This window comes from Hymenobacter gelipurpurascens, assembly GCF_900187375.1.
GTDB classification, from domain to species: Bacteria; Bacteroidota; Bacteroidia; order Cytophagales; family Hymenobacteraceae; genus Hymenobacter; species Hymenobacter gelipurpurascens.
This window is the reverse complement of the sequence record NZ_FYEW01000001.1, coordinates 1,431,823-1,447,919: the sequence shown is the minus strand read 5'-3', so window position 1 is coordinate 1,447,919 and position 16,097 is coordinate 1,431,823. Positions and strand designations below refer to the sequence as shown.

At 59.2% G+C, this 16,097-nt stretch carries 17 protein-coding genes and 1 pseudogene; 1 reads left to right on the top strand and 17 read right to left on the bottom strand.

Annotation, left to right across the window (positions count from 1 at the left end):
• Nucleotides 1–89: 89 nt before the first annotated feature.
• The 3 genes from CFT68_RS22375 to CFT68_RS06170 all read right to left on the bottom strand — a co-directional run bounded on the left by CFT68_RS22375 (nucleotide 90) and on the right by CFT68_RS06170 (nucleotide 1,183).
• Nucleotides 90–419: a DUF6660 family protein gene (locus CFT68_RS22375; RefSeq protein WP_394340108.1), complete on the bottom strand. Its 330-nt coding sequence runs from the start codon at nucleotides 417–419 to the stop codon at nucleotides 90–92.
• Between the two features lie 207 nt (nucleotides 420–626).
• The gene (locus tag CFT68_RS06175; protein ID WP_088842517.1) at nucleotides 627–833 is read right to left on the bottom strand and encodes a heavy-metal-associated domain-containing protein; all 207 of its coding nucleotides are present in this window, start codon (nucleotides 831–833) and stop codon (nucleotides 627–629) included.
• Between the two features lie 188 nt (nucleotides 834–1,021).
• Nucleotides 1,022–1,183: a four-helix bundle copper-binding protein gene (locus tag CFT68_RS06170; RefSeq protein WP_317044106.1), complete on the bottom strand. Its 162-nt coding sequence runs from the start codon at nucleotides 1,181–1,183 to the stop codon at nucleotides 1,022–1,024.
• A gap of 605 nt (nucleotides 1,184–1,788) precedes the next feature.
• Between CFT68_RS06170 and CFT68_RS06165 the strand changes: the two genes are divergently transcribed.
• Complete coding sequence (locus CFT68_RS06165; RefSeq protein ID WP_141106470.1) at nucleotides 1,789–2,331, top strand: hypothetical protein; 543 nt, start codon at nucleotides 1,789–1,791, stop codon at nucleotides 2,329–2,331.
• 228 nt (nucleotides 2,332–2,559) lie between these two features.
• Here the strand turns inward: CFT68_RS06165 and CFT68_RS06160 are convergent.
• From CFT68_RS06160 to CFT68_RS06095, 14 genes and pseudogenes are all read right to left on the bottom strand, one after another.
• Nucleotides 2,560–2,991, bottom strand: a pseudogene (locus tag CFT68_RS06160) (efflux RND transporter permease subunit); the annotation flags it as partial.
• Nucleotides 2,992–3,065: 74 nt separating this feature from the next.
• Nucleotides 3,066–3,653 (bottom strand): flavodoxin, encoded by a 588-nt coding sequence (locus tag CFT68_RS06155; RefSeq protein WP_245815289.1) that lies wholly within the window; start codon nucleotides 3,651–3,653, stop codon nucleotides 3,066–3,068.
• A 55-nt stretch (nucleotides 3,654–3,708) separates the two neighbouring features.
• Complete coding sequence (locus CFT68_RS06150) at nucleotides 3,709–4,446, bottom strand: carboxymuconolactone decarboxylase family protein (RefSeq protein ID WP_088842514.1); 738 nt, start codon at nucleotides 4,444–4,446, stop codon at nucleotides 3,709–3,711.
• 69 nt (nucleotides 4,447–4,515) lie between these two features.
• Nucleotides 4,516–4,797, bottom strand: coding sequence for an acyl carrier protein (locus tag CFT68_RS06145; RefSeq protein ID WP_088842513.1), 282 nt, complete (start codon nucleotides 4,795–4,797; stop codon nucleotides 4,516–4,518).
• A gap of 138 nt (nucleotides 4,798–4,935) precedes the next feature.
• Complete coding sequence (locus CFT68_RS06140; RefSeq protein WP_088842512.1) at nucleotides 4,936–5,976, bottom strand: NAD(P)-dependent alcohol dehydrogenase; 1,041 nt, start codon at nucleotides 5,974–5,976, stop codon at nucleotides 4,936–4,938.
• 116 nt (nucleotides 5,977–6,092) lie between these two features.
• Nucleotides 6,093–8,405: a xanthine dehydrogenase family protein molybdopterin-binding subunit gene (locus CFT68_RS06135; protein ID WP_088842511.1), complete on the bottom strand. Its 2,313-nt coding sequence runs from the start codon at nucleotides 8,403–8,405 to the stop codon at nucleotides 6,093–6,095.
• A gap of 59 nt (nucleotides 8,406–8,464) precedes the next feature.
• On the bottom strand, nucleotides 8,465–9,451 hold the full coding sequence (locus CFT68_RS06130; RefSeq protein ID WP_088842510.1) for an FAD binding domain-containing protein: 987 nt from the start codon (nucleotides 9,449–9,451) through the stop codon (nucleotides 8,465–8,467).
• 4 nt (nucleotides 9,452–9,455) lie between these two features.
• Nucleotides 9,456–10,088, bottom strand: a complete 633-nt coding sequence (locus CFT68_RS06125) for a (2Fe-2S)-binding protein (protein ID WP_088842509.1) — start codon at nucleotides 10,086–10,088, stop codon at nucleotides 9,456–9,458.
• Between the two features lie 286 nt (nucleotides 10,089–10,374).
• Entirely contained in the window at nucleotides 10,375–11,271 is an 897-nt protein-coding gene (locus CFT68_RS06120; RefSeq protein WP_088842508.1) for a helix-turn-helix domain-containing protein, read from the bottom strand.
• Nucleotides 11,272–11,344: 73 nt separating this feature from the next.
• The gene (locus CFT68_RS06115; protein WP_088842507.1) at nucleotides 11,345–12,964 is read right to left on the bottom strand and encodes a Na+/H+ antiporter; all 1,620 of its coding nucleotides are present in this window, start codon (nucleotides 12,962–12,964) and stop codon (nucleotides 11,345–11,347) included.
• 117 nt (nucleotides 12,965–13,081) lie between these two features.
• Nucleotides 13,082–13,654, bottom strand: a complete 573-nt coding sequence (locus tag CFT68_RS06110; protein ID WP_088842506.1) for an NAD(P)H-binding protein — start codon at nucleotides 13,652–13,654, stop codon at nucleotides 13,082–13,084.
• 101 nt (nucleotides 13,655–13,755) lie between these two features.
• Nucleotides 13,756–14,745 (bottom strand): aldo/keto reductase, encoded by a 990-nt coding sequence (locus CFT68_RS06105; RefSeq protein WP_088842505.1) that lies wholly within the window; start codon nucleotides 14,743–14,745, stop codon nucleotides 13,756–13,758.
• Between the two features lie 46 nt (nucleotides 14,746–14,791).
• On the bottom strand, nucleotides 14,792–15,223 hold the full coding sequence (locus CFT68_RS06100; protein WP_088842504.1) for a nuclear transport factor 2 family protein: 432 nt from the start codon (nucleotides 15,221–15,223) through the stop codon (nucleotides 14,792–14,794).
• A 25-nt stretch (nucleotides 15,224–15,248) separates the two neighbouring features.
• Nucleotides 15,249–16,097 (bottom strand): aldo/keto reductase, encoded by an 849-nt coding sequence (locus CFT68_RS06095; protein ID WP_088842503.1) that lies wholly within the window; start codon nucleotides 16,095–16,097, stop codon nucleotides 15,249–15,251.

Sequence of the window (16,097 nt, the reverse complement as noted above, 5' to 3'; positions counted from 1 at the left end):
CTGGACGCAATGCGCCCATAAGGCGGCCGCCCCGGTGCTTACAGCAGCGGACAGCCTACAGAGTACTCAGCAGGAAATAGGAGGAAGGGTTAGGCCCGTGGCGGCTGCCACACGACGGAGGGTGCCCGGGTCGGGGCAGCGGCAATGGAATGCGCATGGCGCTCAGAAGAACCCCATTCTAGTGCGTTTTCCGAGGCGGGCGTGGCCAGGGAAGGGAGTGGTGCTACCGCTCCACCACAGCAATGACACTGGCACAAGGGAGAGCACCAGTCCCCTACGTCTGCTGCGCCACAATCCGCATGCGTAGTAGCGGCGACGATGGTTTGCGTTTGGTCCTGGCACACGGTCACTTCATCGGCACAGGTCAGCGTCGACAGGCAGGCGAAGTAGAAGGCGAAGAATAGAGACAGGAAACGCATTAGGACAAAGGTACTCAAAACCGCAGGCTCGGTGCTTCTACCAGTTGCAGGAGGCAAAGGTTCTCTAATTGTAACTCGTGACTTATTCAAACACTAGAGCCATCGGCATAGGCTGGTTAGTACAACACAAGTCCCGGCTCAAAGCGGTAAACACCTGCTTATGAACCGGGACTTGTTTAGAGGTGCTGGTTGGTACCAGTAGGATGACTACGCTTTTTGAGCTTTGAAGCCCGCATCTTCGACTAGCGCCAGCACCTGCTCTTCCGTTACATCGCCTGTCACGGTCAGCACCTTGTTCGGGTTAGCCGTATCCACCTGCCAGGAGGCAATGGCTTTCTCGCCGTTGAGGGTGGGAGTCACAGCGCGGATGCAGCTGCCGCGGTTAATATTGGTATTGAAATGGTGCTTTTTCATGAGAAGCGAAGCTAAGAAGCCCGTAGCGGGCGGGTTCGATTTGTAAACACCCAAAAGTAGCGGCCTGTGCACCGAAACGGGTACAGAATTAAGCCGGGGGTTTGCATGATTTGTAGCTTCGCGCACACGAGAAAGCCCGTCTCCCAGGCAGCAGACAGGCTTTCATAGTGGTGCGAGAACCCTTTGCTTTACGCAGCCATAGGCTGGCGACATGCCTCCTCGCAACGGCGGCAAGCGTCGGCACATTCTTGGCAATGCTGCATGTGGGCACCATGCTTCTCGCACTCGTCACCGCAGGCCTTGCAGACCTCCGCGCACAGCCATGATCGGCAGAGTTTGGATGCGCTGATTTGATTAGCATTTGCTCATATTAATCCTCTTGAACGCCCTTACTGGGTAGAGTAAGTAAAATGACTTTGGTTTTAGCCGAAACTATCCATTTGGCTTATTCCGGCGTGGCTTTTACCAACTGCTCAAATAAGTCTACTAACTGAGTAACGTCCATATCAGCTTAGGCGGTAAGGTAATATGTGGCGCAAGTAGCCAACTGGCTGATGTCTCACTCAGCTTTGGTCACAGCCAGGGTTACTCAGTGTCTATGAATGTCTGCATTTCCTTTTCTAACTGGTGTAGCTTGGCTTGAACATATACGAAGTTCGTCGAAACGCTTTCGTGCATCGCAGGCCGCTGTTAGCTTGCTTCACACTCACAGGCAGTAAGAGAGAATAATCCGCACTGCTGCTGAGGTCAGCCAGTAGAACCAGTAGTGGATAAGGCTTGGCAGCCTTATGTAGTCAGGAAAAGCGAACGGAGCGTGTAGGAGAAAAATTGGTGAAATAAAATGAGGATGAAGCCAACCCTGCGGCTTCCAAACGCTATAAGCGTCGTCGAATGGATCAACAGTACGAGGTACGTACCTGATTGACCCTTCTCAAAGCTTCTAACCCTTCACCTCATGCGCATTCCTCGTACCATCGTGTACTCTGGCACTCCAATCGAAGTGCCCTCCAAATTTTCTTCCAAGGAACTAAGTGAACCACCGTTTCCATTGCCGAGCCATGTTGTGCACAATGGCAAACGCATCAAATTGCCTACTCACGCTGTGGTGGACGGAGTAAAGGAAGTTGTCATTCCGCAGGCAACGCTGCAGCGCATCGAAGAAATACTAGATCGCTGGCAGCACTGGTCGGGAGGGTTTGAGGCTCAGCCAGAGGACCGAATGTACTTCCGCTGGAGACCTAGAACTAAGGTTCTAAGCGTAAAATTTTATGCTGGGGACGGTTCCACCCGGATTTATCCCACAGACCGGGAATCGTATTTCATGTTCAATCTCCATTCTCCGGATGGGGAAATATTGATAGGGCTACTCGCTGCGTGGGATGAGGAGTGCCCATGGCAAATCCAATTTGGAGACCCGACCAAAACAGTTCCTCGACCTGCGGCAGAAGCTCTGTTTGGCGCGTATCCTGCCTTTAAGCGCGAGGTACTTGGTCGCTAATTCTTTCGTGTTCCATTTCGTGCTGCTATAAAAGCAGTTAGCTTCCCTGATCTTGGATGCGTGGCAGCATTCAGCACGAGCTATTCATGCTCTAAGCTGCTGCACTCCCAGCGATAGGTGCTGCTAAGGCTCCTTTGAACGGCGAGCAGTTTGAATTCTGATCAAGGCATTTTTAAAGCCCTAGTGCAAACCATTCGTTCGCACTAGGGCTTTAAAAACTAATAGAGATTAACCTGGCAAACTACTCTCGTCTGTAAAATAGCCATCAGTCTCATAGCCCGCCTCCAGCTCGGCCAGCTTCTCTTTGCCGTAGGCCAGGCGGGTTATAAGCACATATAGCACCGGCACGATGAAGATGGCCAGCAGCGTAGCCGAGAGCATCCCACCGAGTACAGTCCAGCCGATGGTCTGCCGGCTTTGGGCGCCGGCGCCAGAAGCAAACACCAGCGGCAGCACACCCAAAATAAAGGCCAGCGAGGTCATCACGATGGGGCGCAAACGCAGGCGCACGGCTTCCAAGGTGGCATCTACCAGCGGCATACCCTTATCCACCCGCTCCTTGGCAAACTCGATAATCAGAATGGCGTTTTTGGCCGATAAACCAATCAGCGTGATCAGACCAATTTGGGCATACACGTTGTTGGTGAGATTAGGCTCGAATTGGTTGGAAACGAAAAAGCCCTCCGCTAACTGCGGAAGGCTTTACCATCGGTGGTGCAAGAAATCAGCCTTGTTTACTTGCTGCTCAGGAGCTTAATTCTTTTCAGCCAAGCTTGTACTTCATTCTGTACCTGCTTTTCCTTATTGCCCGCCATCACGAAAAGCACGCCGTCTCTTTCCACGCCACCTTTCGTTGAAAACCCTTCCAGGACGGTGCTCCGGGGCGCCATTGCCTTGACCGTTTCAAAACCGCTGCCTACCCCATAGCCCGCGTGGGTGCTGAACGGCACAATGGTTTTCCCGCTAAGGTCGTACTGCTTCAGAAAGCTTTTCAAGGGCGGAGGCAGCTGCATTCCCCAGGTCGGGAAGCCGACGAAGATGACGTCGTATTGCCGGATGTTCTCGACGCTGGTGCGCAGGGGTGGCAAATAGCCCTTTTCATTTTCATCGCTCACCTGCTGCACCGTGGCTTGGTAGTTGGCAGGATAAGGCTTTTCTAATTCCAGGGCCACCACTTTCCCGCCCACCGTTCGCTGAATGATACCCGCCACGGCTTTCGTGTTGCTGGTGCGCGACAAGTACACAATCAATACTTTGCCGGGCTCGACAGCCGGTGCTCCACTTGCAGCGGTGTCCTCGGTTTGGAAGGAAGTACAACCCATCAGTAAAAGAGAGCAGGCCACAAGCCTGCGCAGTAGAATGGCCATGATGAATTCGTTATTTCTGCTTGGTTCCCAGCGCCTTCTTCAGCACAGCCCGGCCGGCGTCAGCGTCCTTCTTCCCGACGGCTACCTCGTTCAACGCGATAATCTGCTGAACCTGCGCCTCCGTCAGCCCAACGTGCATGCCGTTGAGGATGTGGGACTGCAGCATGGGCTCGACGCCGCCCAAGCTTACCAGCGCCGAAATGGTGGCAATTTCCCGCTCCTGGTAGGTGAGCACGTCGCGGTCAAAAATGTCGGCGAACAGGTGCTCGCGTAGAAACACGTCGATTTCGGGGCTGAAGGCATACACCCCGGTTTTGGGTCCGGTTTCCGCTTTGCCAGTGAGCGTTTCCAGGTTCTTCATGCCGCGCTCGTACTTGGGCTCGGTGCTGCTGATGGGCGATGCGGTCTTGCCCACCACGACGTTTAGGCCCTGGGCTTTGCGCTCGTCCAGCACCTTCATCAGCGTGTTCAAGCCTTGCAGGCTGCGCGGAAAGCCGCAGTACGCATACAGGTGCACCAGCACTTCCTTCGCTTCATTTACGGTCAGGCCGGCTTCCAGGCCCTCGTGCAAGGCTTTCTGCAAGCGGGGCAGGTCACCCTGGGCCGTGAGGGCGGAAACAGTGGCGATGGATTGCTGCCTCCCCGTGAGGGGCGCGGGCACCGAAGCCTTGGTCTGGGCCTGTACGGCTGTTGCCAGCATCAGGAGCAAGCCAAGTACTAACTGGAAAGAAATGCTGATGTGTACCATACTCTGGGGAATTAAAGAATGAGTAGCCGTGGCGGGGATGCTTTTTGGACCACGGGCACGAGGGAGAGGCTATAACCGCCACGTGCTTTTCTGAAGGAGCTGGGCAAAGAATTGGGCGTACAAGGGACGCCGCAGATGCTGGTCGATGTCGCTGAGCAGGAGTTGCACCGTGCGCAGCTCAGCCAGTTCCGCGTGGGAAAAACGGATGTCGAACTGCTTTTCCACTTCCAGCACCAGTTCGACGAAATCCAGCGAGTCAAGCCCCAAGCCGATGCTGACAGCGGTAAGAGGGCCGCCAGCTGACGGATGGGGCAGCAAGGACATGACCTGCTGCCAGAAAGCATCTTTCATGGGCGCCTTGGGTTAAGTAGGAAGCCGCCTATGCCAGCTAGGGTATGGCTACGAAGTCTGTAAGCTTCAAGAAAGTGGCCCCACCCCCGCCACAGCGAGGGGCGATGGGATGGGGCCAGACTGCCTTGCATGAAAAGGCTACAGCGTGGCGATGTCGATGACGAAGCGGTAGCGCACGTCGCCTTTCAGCATGCGCTCATACGCGGTGTTGATGTCCTTGAAATTAATCAGCTCGATATCCGAAACGATGTTGTGCTCGGCCGCGAAGTCGAGCATTTCCTGCGTTTCAGCAATGCCGCCGATGCTGGAGCCCACCACGCTCTTGCGCCCGTCGAACAGCGAGAAGGCCGACAGGTCTAAGGGCTTGGGCGGCGCGCCCACGATGATGTGCGTGCCGTTGGTAGCCAGCAGCGACAAGTACATGCCCAGGTCGTGCTGCGCCGAAACGGTGTCGAGGATGAAGTCGAACGAGCCTTTCACGGCCGCCACCTGCGCCTCGTCCTTGGTCACTACGAAGTTGTGCGCGCCCAGAGCCCGGGCAGCGGCTTCCTTGTCGGGCGAAGTGCTGAGCACGGTCACTTCCGCGCCAAACGCCACGCCCCATTTCACGGCCATGTGGCCCAGGCCGCCGAGGCCCAGCACCGCCAGCTTGTGGCCCTGGCCCACTTTCCAGTAACGCAGCGGCGAGTAGGTAGTAATGCCCGCACAGAGCAGCGGCGCCACGGCCGCCAGGTCGAGCTTTTCCGACACGTGCAGCGCAAATTCCTCGCGCACCACGATGTTGTTGGCATAGCCGCCGTAGGTGACGTTTCCGTCGCGGCCTACCTGGTTGTAGGTTTGGGTATTGCCTTCCAGGCAGTACTGCTCCAGGTCCTGCTGACAATTGGCGCAGGTCTGGCAGGAGTCCACCAAGCAGCCGACGCCGGCCAGGTCGCCTACTTTGAAGTTCTTTACGTGGTCGCCCACCTGGGTGATGCGGCCCACGATTTCGTGGCCCGGCACCATCGGGAAGACGCCCGGGAACCAGTCGTTTTTAATCTGGTGGTAGTCGGAGTGGCACACGCCGCAGAAGAGAATTTCAATCTGCACGTCGTGTGCCCCCACGTCGCGGCGTTCAAAGGTCCAGGGAGCCAGGTCACTGGTTGGGCTTTGCGCCGCGTAGCCTTTCGATTCAATCATGCGGGTTGGGGAGGTAAATCAGAGGTTTTTGTAGTAGGACAAAGGTATCCGGGGGCTGAAGGCACCCGCCTATAGCATTCAAAGCATTGCTTACACTTTTCAAACAGCTGGCCGTTTTAGGAGGGTTGCCGCAACGCTGCCAGCACCTTGTCCGGCGTCATGGGCAACGAGCGCAGGCGCCGGCCCGTGGCATGGAAGACGGCATTGGACACGGCAGCCGTGACGCCCACGACCGATATTTCCCCGATGCCTTTAGCCCCCATTGCGTTGACGTAGGGGTCATGCTCGTCGATGAATTCCACGGTCATATTGGGGATGTCGGCGTTAACGGGGACGTGGTAGCCCGCCAGGTCGGCATTGGTGTAGCGAGCCAGATTGGAGTCGCGCACGGTCTGCTCCATCAGGGCTGCGCCGATGCCAAAAATGCTGCCGCCCATTACCTGCGAGCGGGCCGTCTTGGGGTTAAGTATGCGGCCGCCGGCTACTACACTCACCCAGCGGGTCACGCGCACGGTTCCCAGCTCGGGGTCCACGTGCACCTCGCAGAAGTGCGCCCCAAAGGCGTGCATGGCGTGTTCCGGAGCCTGCTCGCTCGTGGCCAGGGATTCCTCGTAGTTGCTGCCGTAGCGGCCGATGGCGCTGCCTTCCACGTCGCCCAGGCCAGCTCGCTTCATCAACTCCCCGAATGCTTCGCCCTTTCCGGGGTCGGCTTTGAGTTGCAGGCGGCCTTTTTCCATCACCACATCAGCGGGCTTGGCGCGGTAAAGGGGGGACTTTTTATCGGCCACGGCTACTTTGATGAGCTGCCGCCAGACATCCTGGGCCGCCAGGTACACCGACGAGGAGACCGTGCCGGCCGCCATGGAGCCGCCGGAAACCGTGGTGGTCGGCAGGTTACTGTCGCCCAGCTCGAAGCGGACGTTTTCGGGTGCGATGCCCAGCGCGTCGGCCGCCACCTGGGTGTTGATGGTGTAGGTGCCGGTGCCGAGGTCGGTGGCGCCGGCCTGCACGACAGCGCGGCCGTCGGCGTAGAGCCGGACGCGGGCATTGCCCTTACCGCTGTGTACGGGGTAGCTGGCCGTGGCCATGCCCCAGCCCACGAGCATGCGGCCTTCGCGGGTCTGGCCGGCTTTGGGGTTGCGCTTATTCCAGCCAAAGAGCTCGGCCCCGCGTTGGTAGCACTGCTTCAGGCTCTTGCTGCTCCAGGGGTGGCCCGTGGCGGGGTCTTTGTCGGCGTGGTTGAGCAGGCGCACCTGGATGGGGTCCAGGTTCAGCTGCGCGGCCAAATCGTCCATGGAGCACTCGATGGCAAACGAGCCGGGCATCTCGCCCGGGGCGCGGGTCGAAGTCGAGGTCATCACATTGGCGTGGGCCAGGTGGTAGGTCGACTCGAACGCCGGCAGGGCGTAGAGCATATCCAGAATCTTGTGGTTGCTTTCGGCGTAGTCGTCCCAGGGCGAAGTGGTGGACGTTTTCTCGTGCACCAGGGCCAGCAGCTTGCCCTCTCTGGTGGCGCCCAGGCGCAGGGTCTGCTCCTGGTCTTCGCGGTGGCCCATGCCGGTAAACATCTGCGGGCGGGTGAGCACCAGCTTCACGGGCCGGCCCACGGCGCGGGCGACGAGCGGGGCCAGCGCCACGTGGGGCCACACCCAGGCCTTGCAGCCAAACCCGCCGCCCAGAAACTTGCTAATCACGTGCACCTGCTCGATTTTCAGGCCCAGCATCTGGCTCAGGGTTTTCTGCGTCCAGGTAATGGCCTGCGTGGTGTCGTAAACGGTGAGGCGGTCGGCCGCTTCCCAGTGGGCAATGGTCGCGCCCGGCTCCATGGGATTGTGGTGGTTGGTGGCGTGGTGGTAGGTAGCCGTCAGCTGCACCGGGGCACTGGCAAAGGCCGCCTGCGCCTCCCCGCGCTTGGTCACGCCGGGCACGCCCTTTACCACCTTCGGCACGAATCGCGTAGCCTTGGGGTCCAGGTACGAAGCCACCGGGGCCTCGGGCGAGATGGTGACTTTGAGCAGGCTGGCGGCATACTGGGCGCGCTCCAGCGTATCGGCCACCACGATGGCCACCGGCTGGCCGGCATACTCAATACGGTCCGACTGCATCGGAAAAAAGCTCATCGGGGAATTGAGAGCCGCTTTTTCCTCCGGGCTGTTGGGGGAACGAGCAAGCTTGGGCAGGTTCTCGTGGGTGAAGATGCCCAGCACGCCCGGCTGCCGCTGGGCGGCGCTGGCATCGATGCTCACCACCCGCCCTTTGGCGACGTCGCTGGTTTTGAGCACGGCGTGCACCAGCCCCGGCAGGCGGTTGTACTCAGCCGAGTACTTGGCCTGGCCCGTCACTTTCGCCCAGCCGTCGACGCGGCTCAGGGGTTGTCCCACGACGCCTGGCGTCGCGTTGGTTTCAAAGAATTGGGGTTCGGTATCCATGGGAGGCTTCGGGCGTAAGGGCGATGGGGATGGAAATAAGGGGCGACAAAGCCGGGCTGCTAGCCCGCAGCTACCTGCTGCAGGGCCCGCACCAGGGTGTTCTGCGCCAGCTCCACCTTGAAGCGGTTGTGCTCCCGGGGTTGGGCACCCTGCAGGGCGGCCGCCGCCGCGGCCCGAAACGTGGCCTCCGTGGCGGGCGCCCCGGTGAGCAGTTTTTCCGCTTCGCGGGAGCGCCAGGGCTGGGCGCCCGCGCCGCCCAGGGCCACCCGGGCCGAACGGATGGTGCCAGCTTGCACGTCAAGGCCCACGGCAGCCGAGGCGAGAGCGTAGGCGTAGCTGCTGCGCTCGCGTACCTTCAGGTAGGTCGAGCGCTGGGCCTGGGTTGTGGTCGGAATCGTGACGGCCACAATCAATTCGCCGGGCTCCAACACCGTTTCCTTGTGGGGGGTATTGCCCGGCAGAAGGTAGAAATCGGTGAGGGGGACCCGACGCTGTTTGCCTCGCTGGTTTTCCAGTGTCAGCACGGCATCGAAGGCCGTCAGCGCCACCGAGAAGTCGCCGGGATAGGAGTTGGCAATGCAACTGTCGCTCACCCCCAGGATGGCTAGGTTATGGTTGTCACCGGTCAGGGCGGGGCAGCCGGAGCCGGGCACGCGCTTGTTGCAGGGAAAAGCCGGGTCGCGGAAGTATCCGCAGCGGGTGCGCTGCAGGATGTTGCCGCCGATGCTGGCCATGTTGCGCAGCTGGGGCGATGCTGCTAGCAGCAGAGACTGCGAAATGGCCGGAAACTGCTGCACTACTAGCGGGTGCTCGCCCACGGCGTTCATGCGCTCCAGCGCCCCGATGCGCAGGCCGTCTTTGGTCTGCTCGATGCCGGTGAAGGGCAGCAGGTTGATGTCCACGAGCTGCGGATGTTCCTGCAGGTTGGCCTTCATGAGGTCGAGCAGCGTGGTGCCGCCGGCGATGTAGGCGGCCGCAGGCTTATCTTTCAACCGGCCGGTGGCTTCTTTGGCCGTGGCGGCCTGGGTGTAGCTGAAGTCGTTCATGGGATTAGCCTTTTGAAGATTGACCGGCTACTTCGCGCACCGCGGCCAGGATATTAGGATAAGCGCCGCAGCGGCAGAGGTTGCCGCTCATCCACTCGCGGGCCTGGTCGTCGGTACCAGCGTGGCCTTCCTTCACGCAGGCCACGCCCGACATAATCTGGCCGGGCGTACAGTAGCCGCACTGCAGGCCGTCGTGCTTCAGAAAGGCCGCCTGCATCGGGTGCAGCTCGTTGCCGTTGGCTAGGCCCTCGATGGTCGTAATCTCCTTGCCCTGCGCCATCACGGCCAGCGTCAGGCACGAGAGGGTGCGCTGGCCATTTACGTGCACCGTGCAGGCCCCGCACTGGCCGTGGTCGCAGCCCTTTTTGGTCCCGGTCAAATCCAGCCGCTCGCGCAGCGCATCAAGCAGCGTGACGCGAGGCTCCGCGCGCACGGTGTGGGCCTGCCCGTTGACGCGTAGCGTGAACTCCGTGGCGCCTTCAATTATTCTGGAATAGGCCGTCAGGCGCTCGGCCTGTCCAACCAGCGGCGGTGCCAGGGCCAGGCCCAGGATGCCGCCGGCCTGTTTCATAAACGAGCGGCGCGAGCCATCATCGGGCTTGGGAGCGTCGGCGGGAGGAAATAAGTCAGCAGCCATGGCGTGGGGAAGGATTAATGAGAAAAAAGCCGGAAGGGAGGATACTAGAACCGGACAAAGCGAACCGTTTTTGGCTCGGCTTCGAAGTCACCTCCAAGACGATTTGCCGGATGAAGTGGAACGGGGAACCCATAGCGCATCAAGGAGACACCTTCTTGAAGTGCTCCCCAAGCGGGACGCCAGCAGATGATACAGAGGAGCTTGCTAGTTAAACGGCAGCCCTACCCAAAGGTATTCGCCCGGTCAGAGCGTATTCCTATAGAATTCAAACGAATCCTTACACGAATCAAACAGCCTTGCGAAAAGCCAGCGGGGTAAGCCCGGTGTGCTTCTTAAAAAAGATGTTGAAGTAGGAGGCGTATTCGAAGCCCAACGCGTAGCCAATGGTGGCCACGTCCCAGTCGGTGTGGTGCAGTAGGGCTTTGGCTTCGCCGACAACCCGCTCGGCAACGTGGGCGGTGGTGGATTTGCCGGTTGCTTCCTTCACGGCCCGGTTCAGGTGGTTGACGTGGATGGCCAAGGGCTCGGCAAAGTCCTGCGCCGTTTTAAAGGAAAGTGGCTTTTCCGGGCTTTCAATGGGGAATTGTCGCTCCAGCAGTTCCAGGAACAGGGAGGCGATGCGGGAAGCAGAATTCTTGTGCTGCACGAAGCTTTCGGTCGGCTGCATGCGCAGCGCCTCGTGGATGAGCAACTGCAGGTAGGTGCGAATCAAGTCGCCTTTGTACAGGTACTCGGTGGCCTGCTCGGCCAGGATTTTCTGAAAAATGCCCTGCGCGTAGGCGGCTTGCTCCGCGCTGAGGTGGAAAATGGGCGTACCCCCGACCTTAAACAGCGGCGACTGGTGCAAGCTTTCCGACCGGTCGTTTTCCTTCATGTAGGCCTCGGTGAACAGGCAGGAGTAGCCGGTCAACCGCGGTGCGTGTAGCTCGATGGAATACGGAATATGCGGATTGGCAAACATCAGGCTCGTGCCGTTCAGCTCAATGCTGCGGTCGGCGTAGTGCACGGTGCAGTGGCTGGTCATCAGCGCCACCTTGTAGAAGTCCCGCCGGCGATAGGTCGGGCCGGGATTGACGGCCGTATCGACCTGATAGGCTTTAAAGCCTTTCAGCTTCAGTTCCTGGGCACTCAGGTCCTGATGAGTGCTGAGCAAGGAGGGAGCGGGCGCTAATTTGGGGTCCATGGCAGTAAATTAATGACGGTGTCAAGCAGGTGGTTGGCCCGATAGGCTTTGCGGATGAGGTCATTCGGCGGGGCTATTCCGCGCCGACGGGTTGCAGCTGCTTTTCGCGCAGCTTGTATTCTTCCAGGTCCAGGATGGCCAGGTACTTTCGAATAACCTCTTCATCGAAATCCTCCCGCTGGTTCATCTGTTGCAGCAGGACGCGCTGCTGGTCCAACACGTCCAGATAGAATTGCTGGTACTGTTGCAGGGTATCGTCCAGCGCATCATCCCTTACATCTAGGGCCTGGGTGAGAAACCGACTGTCGAGCTGCAACCGCGCCCGTAGGTTATGCAAGAAGTCGTTCGGCGGGCCGTCCTGTGGGTATTTTTCCTCCAGGGAGCGCAGGGCTTGCTGAGCCAGCTTTTTCTGAATCAGCAGTTCCTGGCGCTCCTCCGGGATGGTCGCGAACCTGTCCTCCAGGCGCAATTTGCGAATCAGCCAGGGCAGCGTGAGGCCCTGCAGCACCAGCGTGACGAGGATGACCACGAAGGTGATGAACAGAATCAGGTTGCGGAAGGGAAAGGGCTGCCCCGACGGCGTGAGCAGGGGAATGGCCAGCGCCGAGGCCAGCGACACCACCCCTCGCATGCCGGCCCAGCCCGTAACGAGCGGCTGCTTCCAGCCCGGATTGGCATCGGCCACCGTGATGAAGCGACTGGCCACCCGCGTAAAGACCGACGCGCCCATGGCGCACAGCAGCCGGGTTACAATGAGGGCCAAGGAGATGAGCAGGCCGTAGCCAATGGCCGTGCCCAGGCTGGTGTCGCCCAGTTGCTGGGTGATGGTGGGCAACTGCAAGCCAATGAGCAGGAAGATGAATCCGTTGAAGACAAAGCTCAGCACCGTCCACACGTTCACGCCCTCAATCCGGCTGCGGTAGGTGAGCATGGTGTTGCGCTGGCTGGAAAGCAGTAGCCCGCCGCTGACCACCGCCAGTACCCCGGAGTAATGGAAGTGTTCGGCCGCGTAGTACATGCAGTAGGGCGTGACCAGGCTCAGGACCGTGTCGATGCTGGGAGTCGTCGGTAGCCAGCGGTGAATGGCGTAAAACACCAGCCCGACCCCCAGGCCGATGAGCGTGCCCAACACAATGACCAGGAAAAAGCTGCCGGCCGCCTCGCTGAAGGCGAACTGCCCGGTTAGCACGGCCGCCAACGCAAACCGGAACACAATCAGCGAGGAGGCATCGTTGAGCAGGCTTTCGCCCTCAATGACGCTGAGCAGCACCTTAGGTACTTTCACCTGCCGCATGATGGTGGTGGCCGAAATGGCATCGGGCGGCGACACAATACCGCCCAGCAAAAAGCCCAGCGCCAGCGTAAAGCCTGGAATCAGCCAATGCGACACGAGTGCCACGATGCACGCCGTAAGGATGACAATAGGGAAAGCAAAGCTGGCAATTACCCGCCGCCACTTCCAAAACTCCTTCCAAGACACCTGCCAGGCCGCTTCGTAGAGCAGCGGCGGCAGGAAAATCAGGAACACGACCTCCGGGTTAATCTCCAGGTTGGTGAAGGCCCCCGTAAAGCTCAGCGCCAGGCCCCCCAGCACCAGCACAATGGGATAGGCCAGCCGCAGCTTCTGGGCCAGCATGACCAGCGCCAGGATGAGTAAGACCAGAAAGACGAATTCGAACAGCAGGCTTTGCATAGGGGAGGGGGCCAGAGGAAACAACGAAAGCCCAGAGCTGGGCTTTCGAGGATATGCTTCACGTCAAAATGGGACGATTGGTTAGCGCCTACAGTAGGACAACCAGTTTGTGTCAACTTACCGGGGCTTGTTGATGCCCAGGCTTTCCCGCGCGTACTTCTCGGGCGACTCGATAATCTGGGTGATGAACGTGGCCAAGCTCTTCTGCGAGATGACCGAGCCGCGCTCCGGCTCGCCCTTGTGGGTGATTTCAAAGTCCACCTCGTTGTCGGAGGTAAACCAGGCCGGGCGCAGCACGGTGTAGTCCAGGCTCGAAGCTTCAATGACGTCGGCCGCTTTGCGGTAGGGCTTCAGCACAGCCTTCAGCGGCGTCGCATAGATTTCAATCGAGCTGATGAAGATGAGGTGCTTTACCCCGGTTTCCTCCATGGCTTTTACGATGTTTTGGGCCATGCGCTCCAGGTCGCCCGAAAGGTTCGCGTAGACGATGTCCTGACCCGTAACGGCTTCTTTCAGCTGCGCATAGTTCAGCACGTCGCCTTCCACCACGCGGGCGTTGGCAGGCGTGCTACGCAGGCGGCCAGCGCTGCGTACAAACAGGGTTAGGTTGATATCCTTCTCGCCAGCAAGCAGGGCAGTAACCTGTTTGGCAATGTTGCCGCCGGCACCAAGGATGAGTACGTTTTTCATGGGTAGGATAAAAAACAGGCCCCCAGCTGTTAGGGTAGGGGCCTGTCGATTAATATTTCAGCAAGGCGAGCTCAGTGATGATGTGATGCTACCCGCCTGCGTTAGCGGTTTATCATTTTCTGCCCGGCCTCCGAGTAGCGGGCTCCCTGCACATCTATCTGAGCAGCGGCGTCCCCTATCTGGCGCAGGTCGTCGGCCGAAAGGCGGAGGTTGGCACCCCCGATGTTTTCTTCGAGGCGGTGCAACTTGGTAGTGCCCGGAATGGGCGCGATAAACGGCTTCTGCGCCAGCAGCCAGGCCAGGGCCACCTGTGCCGGGGTGGCCTGTTTTTCCTGGGCCATGCGGGTCAGCAGGTCCACAATGGCCTGATTGGCCTTGCGATTCTCGGGGTTGAAGCGCGGCACCGTGTTGCGGAAGTCCGACTTGTCAAATTCGGTGTTCTCGTCAATCTTGCCCGTCAAGAAGCCTTTGCCCAGCGGGCTGAACGGCACAAAGCCAATGCCCAGCTCTTCGAGGGTTGGGATGATTTCGTCCTCCGGCTCGCGCCAGAACAGCGAGTACTCGCTTTGCAGCGCCGTGACCGGCTGCACTGCGTGGGCCCGGCGAATGACTTGCACCCCGGCTTCGCTCAAGCCGAAGTGTTTCACCTTGCCCTCCTGAATCAAGTCTTTCACCGCACCGGCCACGTCCTCAATCGGCACGCTGGGGTCCACGCGGTGCTGGTAAAACAGGTCGATAACGTCGGTGCGCAACCGCTTGAGTGAGGCTTCGGCCACGGCGCGGATGTTTTCCGGCCGACTGTTGAGCCCACCGCCCGTGCCGGCAACGGCCGTATTGAATCCGAACTTGGTGGCAATGACCACCTGCTGGCGGAAGGGCTCCAGCGCCTCGCCCACGAGTTCCTCATTGGTGAAGGGGCCGTACACTTCGGCTGTGTCGAAGAACGTCACGCCGCGCTCCACGGCGGCCCGAATCAGCTGTATCATTTCTGCTTTGTCCTGGGCCGGGCCGTAACCGTAGCTCATGCCCATGCAGCCCAAACCGAGGGCCGATACTTCCAGGCCACTGGTGCCTAATGTGCGCTTTTCCATAGTAGTTGGTTGTGAGAGGGTAGTAGTAAGGAATCAGCAAGCGGGCTTAGCCCATCGTGGTGTGCAGGTTCACGAGCTTCCACTTGCCCTGTTTCTTGGTGTAAACTTCCGTGTACACCAGGTTGTAAGTGCCTTTGGAACCGCCCATGGTGACTTTGAAGGTGGCGCGGCCCACCAGCACGGCGGTATCACCATACACCTTGGCCGAAGCCTCCTTCAGGTCAATCGAGTTGTAGACAAACCGCTTGGTCCGCAGCTCTTGTATCCATTCCTTCTTGGAAGAAAAATGGCCATTGAGGTGAATGAAAACCAGTTCGTCGTCGAACAAGTCTTCCACCAGGTCAATTTTTCCTGTCGTTTTCCACCGGAATTTCTCCTGGGATAAGTTGAGGATTTCGGTTTCCGTGGTGGATTGGGCAAGCGTGTCCATAGTGACCAGAAGTAAGAGCAGGTAAACGAAGTGGGTGAGTCGTTTCATGGTACGACGGAGGCAGTTATTGGTGCTACTTGCGCGCCAGCTCGCCCAGCCACTTCACGATGGCCGGGTCGCGGTGGTCGAAGAAGACACTGGCGCCGGTGTCCAGCTTGGCAATCGCTGCCAGGTCCTCGGCGCTTAGCTCGAAGTCGAACACGTTGAAATTCTCGACTATCCGGTCCTTGTTCACGGACTTGGGAATGACCACCACACCGCGCTGGGTAAGCCAGCGCAGGATAATCTGGGCGACGCTCTTGCCGTGTTTAGCGGCCAGCGACACCAGCAGCTCGTTGGTGAACATGTTGTTGCGCCCTTCGGCAAACGGCCCCCAGGACTGAATCTGCACGCCGTTTTCCGCCAGAAACTGCTGCGTTTCCACTTGCTGGTGGAAGGGGTGGGTTTCAATCTGGTTTACTGCCGGCACTACCTTCTGGTGCACGATGAAGTCCATGACCCGGTCGGGTGGGAAGTTGCTCACCCCGATGGCCTTGATGCGCCCTTCCTGGTAAAGCTCTTCCATGGCCCGCCACGCGCCGTACACGTCGCCGAAAGGCTGGTGAATGAGATACAAATCGAGGTAGTCGAGCTGCAGGTTTTTCAGCGACTTCTCAAATGCTGGCTTGGCAGCTTCGTAGCTCGCATCCGAAATCCAGAGCTTGGTGGTGATGAACAGCTCCTCGCGCGGCACGCCGCTTTTCTTGATGGCGTTGCCCACGGCTTCTTCGTTGCCGTAAGCCGCGGCGGTGTCAATCAGGCGGTACCCGGCCCGGATAGCTTCCAGCACACTGGCTTCGCACTCGGCGGCATCGGGTATCTGATACACGCCGAAGCCCAACAGGGGCATCTTCACCCCGTTATTCAAAACAACTGTCTGCAT

Excerpts from the sequence above, each read along its gene's own strand:
- CFT68_RS22375 (WP_394340108.1), bottom strand. The coding sequence starts at position 419 with ATGCGTTTCCTGTCTCTATTCTTCGCCTTCTACTTCGCCTGCCTGTCG.
- CFT68_RS06175 (WP_088842517.1), bottom strand. The coding sequence starts at position 833 with ATGAAAAAGCACCATTTCAATACCAATATTAACCGCGGCAGCTGCATC.
- CFT68_RS06165 (WP_141106470.1), top strand. The coding sequence starts at position 1,789 with ATGCGCATTCCTCGTACCATCGTGTACTCTGGCACTCCAATCGAAGTG.
- CFT68_RS06155 (WP_245815289.1), bottom strand. The coding sequence starts at position 3,653 with ATGGGTTGTACTTCCTTCCAAACCGAGGACACCGCTGCAAGTGGAGCA.
- CFT68_RS06150 (WP_088842514.1), bottom strand. The coding sequence starts at position 4,446 with ATGGTACACATCAGCATTTCTTTCCAGTTAGTACTTGGCTTGCTCCTG.
- CFT68_RS06145 (WP_088842513.1), bottom strand. The coding sequence starts at position 4,797 with ATGAAAGATGCTTTCTGGCAGCAGGTCATGTCCTTGCTGCCCCATCCG.
- CFT68_RS06140 (WP_088842512.1), bottom strand. The coding sequence starts at position 5,976 with ATGATTGAATCGAAAGGCTACGCGGCGCAAAGCCCAACCAGTGACCTG.
- CFT68_RS06135 (WP_088842511.1), bottom strand. The coding sequence starts at position 8,405 with ATGGATACCGAACCCCAATTCTTTGAAACCAACGCGACGCCAGGCGTC.
- CFT68_RS06130 (WP_088842510.1), bottom strand. The coding sequence starts at position 9,451 with ATGAACGACTTCAGCTACACCCAGGCCGCCACGGCCAAAGAAGCCACC.
- CFT68_RS06125 (WP_088842509.1), bottom strand. The coding sequence starts at position 10,088 with ATGGCTGCTGACTTATTTCCTCCCGCCGACGCTCCCAAGCCCGATGAT.
- CFT68_RS06120 (WP_088842508.1), bottom strand. The coding sequence starts at position 11,271 with ATGGACCCCAAATTAGCGCCCGCTCCCTCCTTGCTCAGCACTCATCAG.
- CFT68_RS06115 (WP_088842507.1), bottom strand. The coding sequence starts at position 12,964 with ATGCAAAGCCTGCTGTTCGAATTCGTCTTTCTGGTCTTACTCATCCTG.
- CFT68_RS06110 (WP_088842506.1), bottom strand. The coding sequence starts at position 13,654 with ATGAAAAACGTACTCATCCTTGGTGCCGGCGGCAACATTGCCAAACAG.
- CFT68_RS06105 (WP_088842505.1), bottom strand. The coding sequence starts at position 14,745 with ATGGAAAAGCGCACATTAGGCACCAGTGGCCTGGAAGTATCGGCCCTC.
- CFT68_RS06100 (WP_088842504.1), bottom strand. The coding sequence starts at position 15,223 with ATGAAACGACTCACCCACTTCGTTTACCTGCTCTTACTTCTGGTCACT.
- CFT68_RS06095 (WP_088842503.1), bottom strand. The coding sequence starts at position 16,097 with ATGCAGACAGTTGTTTTGAATAACGGGGTGAAGATGCCCCTGTTGGGC.